6 protein-coding genes are annotated in these 13,581 nt (G+C 60.6%); 2 read left to right on the plus strand and 4 right to left on the minus strand.

Going from position 1 to position 13,581, the window contains the following annotated elements; all coding sequences use genetic code 11:
• Nucleotides 1-27 precede the first annotated feature (27 nt).
• A complete protein-coding gene (locus FHT93_RS27110; RefSeq protein WP_113014312.1) occupies nucleotides 28-1,086 on the plus strand; it encodes an adenylate/guanylate cyclase domain-containing protein in 1,059 nt (352 codons plus the stop codon).
• A 63-nt stretch (nucleotides 1,087-1,149) separates the two neighbouring features.
• Here the strand turns inward: FHT93_RS27110 and FHT93_RS27115 are convergent, their stop codons facing one another.
• The 3 genes from FHT93_RS27115 to FHT93_RS27125 all read right to left on the minus strand — a co-directional run bounded on the left by FHT93_RS27115 (nucleotide 1,150) and on the right by FHT93_RS27125 (nucleotide 11,933).
• Nucleotides 1,150-9,627 carry a glucoamylase family protein gene (locus FHT93_RS27115; protein ID WP_246781751.1) on the minus strand — a complete coding sequence of 2,826 codons (8,478 nt, stop codon included), beginning with the start codon at nucleotides 9,625-9,627 and terminating at the stop codon, nucleotides 1,150-1,152.
• 412 nt (nucleotides 9,628-10,039) lie between these two features.
• Nucleotides 10,040-11,254 carry an NO-inducible flavohemoprotein gene (gene hmpA, locus FHT93_RS27120; RefSeq protein ID WP_113210346.1) on the minus strand — a complete coding sequence of 405 codons (1,215 nt, stop codon included), beginning with the start codon at nucleotides 11,252-11,254 and terminating at the stop codon, nucleotides 10,040-10,042.
• The gene (locus FHT93_RS27125; protein WP_113210347.1) at nucleotides 11,247-11,933 is read right to left on the minus strand and encodes a DUF1971 domain-containing protein; all 687 of its coding nucleotides are present in this window, start codon (nucleotides 11,931-11,933) and stop codon (nucleotides 11,247-11,249) included. Before FHT93_RS27125 ends, hmpA begins: the two co-directional genes overlap by 8 nt.
• Nucleotides 11,934-11,961: 28 nt before the next feature.
• On the opposite strand from FHT93_RS27125, the gene FHT93_RS27130 reads away from it, so the two are divergent.
• Nucleotides 11,962-12,456, plus strand: coding sequence for an Rrf2 family transcriptional regulator (locus tag FHT93_RS27130; protein ID WP_246781743.1), 495 nt, complete (start codon nucleotides 11,962-11,964; stop codon nucleotides 12,454-12,456).
• Between the two features lie 28 nt (nucleotides 12,457-12,484).
• On the opposite strand, the gene FHT93_RS27135 is transcribed toward FHT93_RS27130, so the two are convergent.
• Entirely contained in the window at nucleotides 12,485-13,504 is a 1,020-nt protein-coding gene (locus tag FHT93_RS27135; protein ID WP_113210349.1) for a LacI family DNA-binding transcriptional regulator, read from the minus strand.
• Nucleotides 13,505-13,581: the final 77 nt, after the last annotated feature.

The following is a 13,581-nucleotide window of genomic DNA, read 5'->3' on the forward strand; positions in this document are numbered from 1 at the left end:
AGGCGGGCGCTATGGCATGATCGAGGGATGGATTTGCCCGCCCACCTCGCCTGGCTGGTCGATGAGGCCAGTGCCTCGTCCAGCCCCGAACAATTCATAGCCGAGCTTGGCCGCCAGTTGCTTGCAGACGGTCTGCCACTTGCGGGCGGGGCTCTCACTCTTTCCATTCCGCATCCAATCATTGCGCGCCGGACCTGGTTGTGGAGGGCAGGAACCGGCGCCGTCATCGAGGCACTCGATTTTGCCGGCAGCTCGCTCAACAAGGCTGCGGGCGAGTGGCTTGCCGGACTTGGACCAACATACGAAGGAAAGATCGGTCGCGGCTCTGACAATCCGATAATGGGCTGGGCCGGATCCCACTCGTTCACCCCGTCCGAGACCGAGCGGCTGGATGAAGCCGCACGTTTTGCAGCGGCACCCTTAGCGGCACTAACCGCCCGTACAGCTCTGACAACCCTTCTTGAAGCTTATCTCGGCAAACGCAGTGCCGCACAGGTACAGGCCGGGGCGCTCGGCCGCAACAATGGTGAAACCATTCGCGCCGCTTTGCTCTGTGCTGACCTCCGCGATTTCACGGCGCTCTCGGAAGCGACCGACCCCTCCCTCATGATCGCCACCCTCGACGCGTGGTTCGATCGTATTGCGGGTGCAGTGCATGCTTTCGGGGGCGAGGTGCTGAAGTTCATCGGGGACGGAGTTCTGGCGATCTTTCCCGTTACCGGAACGCCCGCTGAGGCCTGCGAAGCATCTCTGCGCGCTGTCGCTGCCGCCCGTGCAGGCATGGTCCATCTCGACGCCACACGGCAAGCACAGGGCCTGGTCCCGTTGCCCTTCGGCGTGGCGCTGCATTTCGGCGAAATGCTCTGGGGCAATATCGGTGCTGCCGACCGGCTGGATTTTACGGCCATCGGCCCCGCAGTCAATCTGGTCAGCCGGCTGGAAGGGCTCTGCAAGTCCCTTGGTCATCGTGTGCTGATATCAGGTGCGCTCGCGGCAGAGACGACAACGCGGCTGGTTCCACTGGGTGAACACCGATTGCGCGGCATCGCTGATCCCTGCACCGTCTTCACCCTGCCGACGGATTGAACGAGACTGGTCGCGACAATCGCCGGGGCAGTGACACCAGTCAGACTGCCCCGACAACGAGTTTTACTTGGCCGCCAGCAGATATCCTTCGTTCAGATCATCAACTGCCGCGCCGTTGATGGTCACGGAGCAGCGATCCGAGTCCACCTTCGAAACGGAAACCTGATATTTCCCGCTCGGCAGATCGAGTTCGGCGGAGAAGCCGTCCCATCCGGCCGGCAGGACAGGCTTGACGTGCAGTCGGCCATTCTCCGAGCGGATGCCGAGGATGCCCTCGACGGCCACACGGTAGAGCCAGCCGGCCGAACCCGTGTACCAGCTCCAGCCGCCACGTCCCTTGAGAGCACCTTCGCCATAGACGTCGCCGGCGATCACATAGGGCTCGATGCGATAGACGTCTGCAGACGACTTATCGAGCGAATGATTGATCGGATTCAGCATCTCGAAAGCGCGCCAGGCGTCCTCGGCCCGCCCCATGCGGGCGAGAGCGAGCACGGCCCAGGTGGCGGCATGGGTATACTGGCCACCGTTTTCGCGAACACCGGGCGGATAGGCCCTGATCACGCCGGGATCGTTGACCGGCTTGACGAAAGGCGGCGTCAGCAGGCGGATGAACTTGCCCTCCTCATCGACGAGCTTGTCGAGGACGGCCTTCATCGCCATGTCGCTGCGTTCCGGATTGCCCTCGCCTGACAGCACGCTCCAGGACTGGGCGATCGAATCGATCTTGTCCTCCTCGGATTGGCTGGAGCCGAGCGGCGCGCCGTTGTCGTAATAGCCACGGCGGTAATATTCGCCGTCCCACCCCGCCGTTTCGATCGCGCTCTTGAGCTTCTCCAGATGTGTGGTCCAGTGGCTGACACGTTGCGTATCGCCACGAGCTTCGGCATAGGCAATGAAGCGGCGTAGCGTGCCGGCCAGGAACCATCCAAGCCAGACGCTTTCGCCACGGCCGGCCATGCCCACCCGGTCCATCTTGTCACACCAGTCGCCGCTCATCATCAGCGGCAAGCCGTTGACGCCGGTGCGTTTGATCGCAAGATCCAGCCCGAGGGCCGCATGCTCGTAGAGCGATGCGGTATTGTCGGAAACACGCGGCTGGATGAAAGCATCGTACTGACCGGGGCTGAGCTGCGCGCCCTCGACGAAGGGCAGCATCTCGTCCATGATCGCGCCGTCGCCTGTCGCCGTGCAATACTGATCGACGGCATAGGCAAGCCAGACCGGATCGTCGGAGATGTTCGTGCGAACGCCGGCGCCGCTGTCTGCCAGCCACCAATGCTGGAAGTCGCCTTCCGGAAACTGGCGCCGGCCGGTGTTGAGGATCTGCTTTCGGGCGATTTCCGGCGAATGCAGAAGGAAGGCCAGCGAATCCTGCAACTGGTCGCGCAGGTTCCACGCGCCGCTCGACTGATAGAAGGCGGTGCGAGCCATGATACGGCAGCCGTAGGTCTGATAGGGCAGCCAGCTGTTGACCATGAAGTCGAGACGCTGATCCGGTGTCGAAACACGCGTCTTGCCGGTGAACTTCTTCCAGAAATCGCGGGTCTGACCGAGAATTTCTTGGAAGCCTGTGGTGCGGATCTCGGCAATCAGAGCAGCCGCGTCCTCCTGAGAGGCGGCATCGCCCATATAGAAGCAGATGTCGCGCACTTCGCCAGGCCCGATCGTCAGATCGAAGGCCATAGCGGCTGCCGGATCACCATCGAGATCCAAAGCGTTTGAGAGACGCGAGCCCGCAGAAACGGTGCGCGGCTGCTGGATCGTTCCGTGCCGGCCGATGAATTCGCGGCGGCTGGTCGAAACGCTCGACGGCGATTCGCTTGCCGCAAATGCGGCGACACGCGTGCCGAAGTTCACGCTGAACGGATTATTCGCGAAGACCGCCCCACTCGCACTGTCGAAGTTCGAGATAATGAAGGGCTTGCTCTTCGTCGGGTTGTTGCCGAGGATCCATTCGGCATAACCATAGAGACGCAGCTTGCGCGTCTCACCCGCTTCGTTGCGGATGCGCAGCTGCGTCAGCTTGACCGACTTCTGCATATGCAGGGTCTGCGTAACCTCCAGGGCGATTTCGTCCTGAACCGTCGAGAACACCGAGTAGCCGAGGCCATGACGGGCCTCGAAGCGCGTGTCGGAACGCTGCGCCAGCGACGCATAGGGCACGATGACCGAACCGCGATCGAGATCCTTCAGGTAGAAGGCCTCGCCCGGCCGGTTGGTGACCATGTCGTTGGTCCAGGGTGTCAGCTGATGGTCGCGCGAGTTCTGGCTCCAGGTGAAGGCGGCGCCTTCGGCCGAGACATGGAAGCCGAAACTGTCATTGGCCATGATGTTGACCCACGGATGCGGCGTCTGTTCGCCGCCCGAGAGGCGCACGACATATTCGCTGCCATCGGCCGCAAAGCCGCCGTAGCCGTTCCAGAAGGCGAGATCGCTGCCATCGGCCGAGGTCGCATCGCCTGCGTTGCGAACCATCCTCGGAACGAGGGTGGAATCGCCCCACTGACCGAGCAGCGCCGGGGAGCCGGCAACGGAGCGGGCCTTCTGCACCTGGTCGATCAGGCTGCCGTCGCGGCCGCGCAACACGACACGCGAGGCGGCAATGATGGCATCATAGGCTTCCGGCGTCGTCAAATCCTTGCGCAACACGTAGATGTTGCGCTGGATGCCGGCAATCTCGCTGGCGTGACGCGCGGCGTCACAAAGCTGGTCGATCGTACGCTGCATCTCGCCAGCCGCCTCACCGGCGCGCTCATTGAAGATAACGAGATCGACCTCGACGCCGCGGGCCTGCAGGAGGCCCTGGGCGCGCAGCAGTTCCTTGACAAGATCGGTGCCGAGCTCATCAGTGATGCGCAGCGTCATCAGTGGTGTGTCGCCGGAGAGCGTTGCGCCCCAGAGCACGGACTGCGACTTGAGGCCCTCCCGAACCAGCTTGCTGTCGGCGCGCAGCGCCATGTCGGGATAGATGATGTAGCGGGCAAACCGCTGATAGGCGGCCGCTTCCTTCGAGTTGACGCCAATCTGGCGCAACTGGCTCTGCGTTCTCGTCCAGGCCTGGACGAGGCCCTGGGCAAAGCTCTCCGGCTGGCGATAGTGCTCGAGCGCCGCTTCGAGTTCGGCGCGTTCGCCTGCAGCAACGGTCCAGAAGGTCACGCTGACCTTCTCGCCGGCAGGCACGCGAAGCGTACGGCGCAGCGACACGCAGGCGTCCATGGTGAAACCGTCCGTGCCTGACAGCTTGGCATCGGCATCGAAAGCCGCAGCTTCGGTCAAGGTCCGGCCACGACCGAGGAAGCGCATGCGGTCAGTCTCATATTGCGTCGGACCGTTTTCGCCTGAGGTATCAACGATAAGCTGCGCGATGGCGACATCGGGATCGGTCAGGCCACGCTTCTGGCGCTCGACGACGATCGCGTCGCCGGCCGCGGCAATTTCGGTCTTCAGGAACATGCGGGCAAAGACCGGGTGGCCCGTATCGACGATATCGAGTGTCGCGACCGGCTCCATATAGGAGGTCACCTCGATCACGCGATCTTCCGTGCCGGTATTGGTGATCGTCAGACGGCGGCCTTCCGCATCGTGATCGCTCGCGACGAAGACCTCCATCTCGCTCGTCAGTTCACCGACGGTCTTGACGAATTCGGCCTTGTCGTCGCTGAAGCTGACGCGCACGTGCTCGTTGGCAATCGAGCGCGGCTCGGCGGTCGCGGACCACCACTCGTTCGATGCGGTGTCGCGCAGGAAGATGAAGGAACCCCAGCGATCCTCGGTCGGATCGGCCCGCCAGCGGTTGACGGAGAGGTTCTTCCAGCGGCTATAGCCGGATCCTGTCGCCGTCAGCATGGTCGAATAGCGACCGTTGGAGAGCAGCAGCAATTCGCGTTCGCGCGACGCCGGGTCTTCCAGGCGGCGCACTTCCGGGCGCATGAGATCGCCCTGGATGGTGGCAGGCGCATCGGTTTCGTGCTTGGCCGCCATGACGGGGATGTCGCGCGGTGCCTTTTCCTGCAGCAGCAGCTCCGCTGCTTCGATGACCGGATCGGCGTGGAAGAGTTCGCGCAGCATGCCGTCGAAGGCGACGTTGGCAACGGCCGCAATCGACATGCCGTGATGGTGCGCATAGTAGTTGTAGACCACAGCGCACTGCTTGCCCTCAGGCACGCGGTTCGGCGTGAAGTCCACGGCATCATGGAAACCATACATGCCGAGCGCGCCGACGGCCCGCAGCCTGTTGAGGTTTTCGAGTGCTGCGACCGGATTGTATTGGCTCGCCAGCAGCGAAGCGTAAGGGGCGATGACGGCATTCTGGCCGAGACCGCGCTTCAGACCGAGCGTCGGCACGCCAAAATTGCTGTACTGATAGTTCATCTGGTGGTCGCGAGCATTGAAGGCCGCTTCCGAGATGCCCCAGGGGGTGCCGAGCTTGCGGGCATAATTCATCTGTTCGAGAACGATCAGATTGTTGGTCTGGTTGAGAATACCACCGCTGCGCTCCTGCATGACGAGCGGCGGCATCAGATATTCGAACATCGAGCCGGACCAGGAGACGAGCGCCCCGCGCGGGCCGACAGGCACGACGTGACGGCCGAGCTTGTACCAGTGCTCCGTCGGAAGATCGCCCTTGGCGACGGAAAACAGGCTGGTCAGGCGCGCTTCCGAAGCAAGAAGGTCGTAGCAGGCCGCATCGACTTCTTCCGTCTCCACCCGGAAGCCGATCGACAGGAGCCGACGCTCGGGGCGATAGAGGAAGCTGAAATCCATGTCGAAGGCGATTTCGCGGGCACGGTTGCCGACGCGCGTCAGCCTTTCGCTGATGACATCCACCTGCGCAGGATCGAAGGCTTTATCCACCTGATGAAGCTCGCAGGTTGCCACGAGCTTCTCGGCCCAATGAACAACCTCGTCACTCTGCGCCGTCTTGACCTCCCGGTCGAGGCTGCCGGCGAGTTCGCGAATTTCCCGCGCCTGTCCGGCGAACCGCTCGATCAGGCCCGATGAGAACTCCTTCTCGCGTTTGCCGGTGGCAACCGCAGCTTCGAGGTCGGCGATCCGGCCATCCAGACGATCGTGAAGGGATCGGACAGACCTGTCTGCTTCCCGAAGCTCGTTCAACACCTCGCGAAGAATGGCCGCTACATCGCCGATGCCATCGAGGTCAGTGTGAATATGGGCAAGCGGCGACTGCGCCCAGATGCGGCAAGCTGACGATACTGCAATCAGATGGCCGGCAAAGTTGCCGCTGTCGACCGATGATACATATCGCCGGCCAAGCGGCTTCAGGGTGTCTGTATGATACCAGTTGAAGAGATGGCCGCGATATTTCTCGAGCCTGTCGACGGTTTCGATCGTCTGTTCGATACGCTTGACCGCGTCTTCAAAGGAAATCCAGCCGAAACGACGCGCCGAAATCACCGAGAGCAGGTAGACGCCGATATTGGTCGGCGAGGTGCGCATGGCCACGACGGCATGCGGTGTTTGCTGGACATTGTCTGGAGGCAGGTAATGCTGGCCGGGAACCACGAAGTGGTCGAAATAGCGCCAGGTACGCCTTGCGATCTTGCGCAATTCGTTGCGGACAGTCTCCGGCACATCGAGCCGGTCTTCGGTTTCCGCCGTCTGGCTGACCGTCCAGGCGATAGCCGGCGAGAGCGCCCACAGAATGACAAAGGGAAGACCGACCATCCAGGCGCTGTCGCCGGAGGAAATGACGAAAAGCAATGCCAGGATGGCAAGCACTGGAGCCCGCCACATGACCTTGTAGTGGCCGAGGATGGTCGTCTGCGCCATGGCCTGGGCGCTCGCGGCCGTACGCCACTGCAGCATCAGCTTGCGGCTGACGAACAGTCGGTAGAGCGAGCGGATGATGGCGTCGGCCATCACACAGGCAATGTCGGCGATGAAGACGATGCGCATCGCCACCTGGGCGTTGGCATTCTCGATGTCTTTCCAGACCGTATGCAGGTGCGCCTGAAGGATGATGTCGCTGGTGCGCGGGATGATACCATTGATCAGCGACAGGGTCGGCGCAACGAACAGGCTGAAGATCAGCAGGATCTGCCAGATGAGCGCACCAAGCGGGTCCATCCAGTACCAGCCGAGAACCGATGCCAGGAACCAGGCGATCGGGGTCAGCGAGCGGCGAAGATTGTCGAACATCTTCCAGCAGCCGAGCGCAGTCACGCCACGGCGATCATCGAAGATATAGGGAAGAAGTTGCCAGTCGCCGCGGGCCCAGCGATGCTGGCGCGAGACTTCCACCTCATAACGGATCGGAAAATCCTCGACCAGTTCGCAGTCCGTCACGAGTGCGCAGCGCGCCATCGAACCTTCGAGCAGGTCGTGGCTCAGAACGGAGTTTTCCTTGATCCGGCCCTTCAGCGACGCCTCGAAAGCATCGACGTGATAGAGCCCCTTGCCGGTAAACGTGCCTTCGCCGGTAATGTCCTGATAAACGTCAGAGACGGCAAAGACGTAAGGGTCGAGACCGCGATTGACCGAGAAGACGCGCTGGAAGGTCGATGCATCCTTGCCTGTCGTCAGCGACGGCGTCACGCGGGGCTGGAGCACGCCGTAACCATCGACGACACGCTGTTTCTTTTCGTCGAAGACAGGGCGGTTGATCGGATGATGGAGCTTGCCGACAAGCTTGGTCACCGTATCGCGGACGATACGAGTGTCACTGTCGAGCGTCATCACATATTTCACGTCCTGCGGCACGACATCGGCGCCCGGCAGGAAACTCGTATTCGGCTCGCCACGCAGCAGCATATTGAGTTCGTGCAGCTTGCCGCGCTTGCGCTCCCAGCCCATCCAGGCGCCTTCGGCGGGATTATATTGGCGGCGGCGATGCAGGAGGTAGAAGCGCTGCTTGCCGTCTTCGGCGTAACGTGCCTCCAGATTGGCAATCTTGCTCAACGCATAGTCGAGCACTTCCAGATCGCGGGCGTTCTGTTCTTCTTGTGCATCCGGCCAGTCGCTCAAAAGCGCGTAGTAGATCTCACCGCGCGCATTGGCGAGGTAATGAACTTCGAGGTTCCGAACGAGTTCATCGACATGTTCGCGCTTGCCGATCAGGCAGGGAATCGTGACGAGCGTGCGGGCTTCCGCCGGCAGGCCCTTCTTGAATTCGTAGCCGACGAGGCGGTCGGGCGTGATGAAGAAGGTGGCGAAGAAGTTGAAGAGGCCGGTCGCTCCCTCGGAAGCCGGAAGCGCAAACATCAGCAGCAGCACGATCGTCGCAAAAAGCGGCATGCCGGCGTCAACGAAAATGGCATCGGTGATGACCAGTGCCAGCAGCGTCAGCAGCAGAACCGGTACGGCGATCGCCAGCCAGTTGAGCTTGCGGATCACGCGCATGAAGCGCAAGCCGAGCGGTGGCCGGAAGCCGATCTCGGTTTCGAGCGCCGGACGTCCATTGCCGACGAAATAATAGCCGACATTGCCGGCTGAAGCCGAACGGTCCTGGCTGTCGGCCTTCGCGCGCTCAGCCAGGTGCACGGCCGCCTCGGCGATATCCATTTCCGTCTTGTCGGAGCGCTTTGCGAGCTTTTCGATCTGGCGGCGATAGCTGTTGCGGGAACCGGAATCGAGCTCGGCATAATCCGTCTGCTGCCAGAGCAGCTTGTCGATGGTGCTGACCTCTTCGACCCATTCGGACCAGTCGGTATCGTTGATCTCGCGCAGGCTCTTGATGATACTGCCCATCAGGGCATTGGCCGCGCCAAGACGAGTCTGTTCCGCCGACATCACGGCTTCGGCGTCGGTCCCCTTTGCGGCAAGCTTGCTCTCAAGCCAGCTCAGCGCGGATTCGGTCGGCTCGAGCGCATTGCGCAGGCGATAATGCAGCTGGGTGACGAAGGTCGTATCGTCGAGGCTGGCAGCCAGCGTCTCCAGATGATCGGCCGCGCCTGCGTCGCCGAGCGCGATCGCCTGGGTCGCCGCGGCATTGGCGCTTGCCCGCATCAGGCGGCTCTTGTCGATATGAGACGCGACGCGGCGAAGGTTGTCGATCAGCACATAGCGGACGAGCGACGGTAGCGCCCAGAGTTCGCCGATGCGCAGCGTTTCCTTATCTTGGAACCCTTCCGTGACGGCTGCCATGCCGGCATTGCTGATATTGCTGTGGGCATGCGCCATGTAGAGCCAGGCGAGCGCCAGCGTGCGCGGCACTTCCGTCCCGTCGAGCGTAATCTTGCGCAGCTCGCGATAGAACTTCTTCGGAAAGTCGCGACGGACTTCCTGGATCGCCTCTTCGACGATGTAGTGATTGTCGAGCAGCCATTCGGTGGCGGGCGTAATGCTCTCGCCGGCATCGACGTCAGCGGCAGCGGCGCGGTAGACCCTCAGGATCTCGGCCTCATTCTCCCGGTGGCGCTGGAAGAAATCAAAATTCTTGAAATTCGTTACATCAAGGGCGCGGCTTTCCGCAAACTGCGCAGCCCTGGCCCTCAGCTGGTCGTTCGACAGGAGCGGCGCGCGAATGCCGAAATCAGGATCCGCGGACGATGCTTGAACATGCACGCTCGTAGCACCCATAACATTTTGAGAGGTCATAGTGTTTTCTCTTCTACTGGGTTCGTGTCCAACGAATGCATTCTTGCGGAACTGGATGCGAGCAGGAGCACGAGCGTTTCGAATTAGGCATCTTCATCGCTTTTGAAAGGGAGTTTACATTCAAACTGGGATTGTTCGAAATGGCGGATAGCGGTCAATAGCGACCACAAAATGAACAGGCGATTAATCGGGTTGCTCGCCGGATAAAATGGCCTCGCCAGGGATCGGCAACCTGCCGAAAAGGCGAACTCCTCGCCTGACAAGCGGCTGCCATCTCCGTCCAATTTATGGTGTCAAGACGGTCTTTATAACGAAAGCGACCAGGCGAAGCCTAAGCTGGCTTCGCCTGGTCGCGAATCTGGAGGTGCTGGATCGGACGGCCGAGCAGATAGCTTCAGGCGGCCAGCGCCTCATCGGTCGGTCCGAAGAATTCGTAGTGAATGCGATCGCGCGAAACGCCAAGGCCCAGCAGCTCACCGACTATTGCCCTCAGAAACGGCTTCGGTCCGCAGAGATAGAAATTGGCCGTTTCAATCGGCGTATTTGCGGCCAGCCATTTCCCGGTAACGAAACCATCCTCGTCATGAGAATAGCCCGCGGCATCCTGAGCCGTCGGTTCACTGTAGAAGGTGCTGACCGATACCCGGCCGTGGCTTTGCGCAAGGGAGCGGACGTGCTTGTCCATCGCATGCGTCGAGCTGTTGAGCGCGCCGTGTACGAAATGCGCTTCGACTTCGGGATAATCGGCAGCGATCGCTTCCAGCATGCTGACCATGGGCGTAAGACCCACGCCGCCGGACAGCAGAACCATTTCGCTGGTCGGCTCTTCGGGCAGGTAGAAATCTCCGGCAGGCGGAGTGACTTTCAAGATCGCCCCCACCTCGACATTATCGTGCAGATAGCGCGACGCGCCCTTGCCGTTTTCTTCCCGCTTGACCGATATGCGGTAGAAATCCTGGTTCGGGCCGGATGAGATGGAATAGTTCCGCTTCATCTTGACGCCTTCGGGAAGGCTGAAATCGAAGGTCAGGTACTGGCCGGCACGATGCAAGGCCACCGTTTTTCCGTCGACAGGACGCAGGACAAAGGAGGTCACGACGTCGCTTTCCTTGATTTTTTCGGCAACCCTGAATTCGCGCCATCCGTTCCAGCCGCCTGCCCGCTTTTCGAGTTCGGCTCGTATCTGCTCCTCTCTTTCGATCAGAGTGTCGGCAAGGAACCAGTAGGCTTCACCCCAGGCATCGATAAGTTCCTCGGATGCTGCTTCGCCCAGGACTTCACGAATTGCCGCCAGCAACGATTTGGCGACGTAGGGATAGTGCTCGGCGAGGATATGAAAACCGATGTGCTTGTGGGCGATCCGTTCGATGACGGGCACGAGCGGTGCGAGGTTGTCGATATTCTGTGCATAGCCGACGATTGCCGCCGCCAGTGCATGAACCTGAGAACCATTCTCACCGTGATTGGCCTGATTGAACAGCGCCTTGATGTGCTCATCCTTGAAGAGCAGCCCGTACATTGTTTTCGTGATGTCGCTTGCATGGGCGGCGACCGCCGGGGCGCTCTGCTTCACCAGTTCGATGGTGCGCGGCGAAAGTGGCTTAGGCATATTCTTTCCTTTCAATGCTATCAGTGTGGAGAGGATCGCGATCGAAGAATTCGATCTGAAATTGAACCGGGCCGTGGAGCTCCAGATGATGCTCGACCTCAGGCAGGACCCGGCCGATACAATCGGGGCTCAAGGAGGTCACGGTCTGCCCTGTCACCAGACGCACGCCGCCCCTCAGAACGCGGATGAGCGCCCAAGCGCCGGACTTGAGCCGATGGCTTTCGAGAAGCGCCGTCGGTACAGTCGTTTCATCGAAGATCTTTGTCGTCTTGTACGGCGTCAGCGCCAGCACTGCATCTGGGGCCCGTAATTCAAGCACCTCCCCAGTCAGCGCCAGGTTCAGGCGCGAGGCAATCCGCCCCGCCTTGATTTGCATCTCCTGCGCAACCGAAGGCGGCAACATCTCGTTCGTTGTCTCGTGCCATATCGCAAGCCAGCGTTCGAACATCGCGGGCTCTATCCTGTCGGCATGGATCAGGTGCATCGCGACGGGATTGCCCTTGTATTTGCCTGATGTCAGCATCAGCGAAGACCAGAAGTCGGTTAGTCGCTGCAAATGCTCCGGCCAATCCGCAACCACGGCGAAAACCGGGCCAAGCATCGGATCACGCCGGACCTTTTCGTAAAACCGCTCCAGTACCGGGAGGATCTGCCCCTCTTCCAATTTGGCCGTATCCATCGCGTTGCTCCATAATCATGCATCTTGAATGCATGTATACGATGCCGATAAAAGATGCTATTGGAATGCATCATTTCTTTTCGGGCGTTTTGACGCAGGTGCGATGAAGCTCACACGCTACACAGACTATGCGATCCGCGTGATGATTTACCTTGGATCACATGAGGGAGAGATCTGTTCGATCAGACAGGTCGCCGACGCATATAACATCTCCCAGAACCACCTGATGAAAGTCGTTCAGGATCTCGCCAAAGCCGGGTTCGTGGAATCGATCAGAGGCAGAAATGGCGGGATCCGGCTCGATCGTCCGGCGGCCTCCATCAATCTTGGCAGTTTGCTCCGACATACCGAAGGTCTGGACAATATTCTCGAGTGCTCTTCCTGCTCCATCAGACAAGGCTGCGGCATGCCCCCTATCCTGCGGGAAGCGACGGCCGCTTTTGTCGGGGTCTTCGATCGCTATAGCGTTGCCGACATTATAGAGCGGAAAGACGTCTTAAGAACGCTCTTTGCCGCGGCATAGGCTGCAGACCGCAGAAAGGCTGTAGCGTTCAGGTGCTTCCGCGCATCTCGACATGCGGTTCGATCAGCACGTGACGAGCCTCTTCGCGGCCATCAATCCTGCTGAGCAATACCTCGGCAGCGGTTCTGCCCAGTTCGGCGGCGTTCTGGTCCACGCTGGTCAGGCCGACGAGCGGTATGACCGCCATCGGCGAGTTGTCGTAGCCGATAATCGCAAGATCTTCCGGAACCCGTATACCGCTCATGCGCGCGGCATTGATGAGCGGCACGGCATCAAGATCCGACCAGACGAAGACCGCGCGCGGGCGGTCCTTCAAGGCCAGGAAATCATTGATCGCGGCGCGGCGGTCGGCTCCCACCAGAGGCAGACGGATGATGCGAGCCGCCAGACCCGCCGCCTTCATGCCGTCAAGATAACCGTTCTCGCGCTGGAGGGCGACGATGGTCGGCGGTGAATCAGCGAGCTCATAGCTCAGCATCGCGATGTTCTCGTAGCCCGACTGCAATGCCGCTTCCACGGCCAAAGTTGCACCTTTGCGATCATCGGAATTAACGGTGTCATAGGTCTGGGCGTGCAGCTCGTGATGAGCAATAACGACGATCGGGATCTGACGTGCATAGCGCTCCAGTACCTTGCCCGATATGCGAGGCGCGATGATCAGTACGCCATCCATGCGGTTGTCGATCATCGACTCGATCATCGATGCCTCGATCGGGCTCGTGGAACGACCAATCCCGATCAGCGCCTTGAAACCGTTTTCGGCCAGCGTGGCATTCGCCTCCTCGATGACCCCGGCCAGGAACGGGTTCGACAATTCGATGACCAGCACACCGACTGTCTGCGTGCGGCCGCGCATGGCGCGCGCTGCCACTGAAGGTCGGTAATTCAGCTTCTCGATCGAGGTCTCGACCTTTGTTCGCAAGACTTCGCTAACGCCGTAGGCATTGCGCAGAACCTTCGACACCGCAGCGACGGAGACACCGGCATCCTGCGCCACGTCCCGGATGGTGATCCTATCCCTCGTCACGTTAACGGCCTGATTTTTCATTCCAAAATGCCTTACTCTCAAGTTTGGGGAAAACTATACGCACAAAAGCTCTTGCGCGGCAATCGATAGTGTAGAAT

Source organism: Rhizobium sp. BK379 (genome assembly GCF_014193955.1).
GTDB lineage: Bacteria > Pseudomonadota > Alphaproteobacteria > Rhizobiales > Rhizobiaceae > Rhizobium.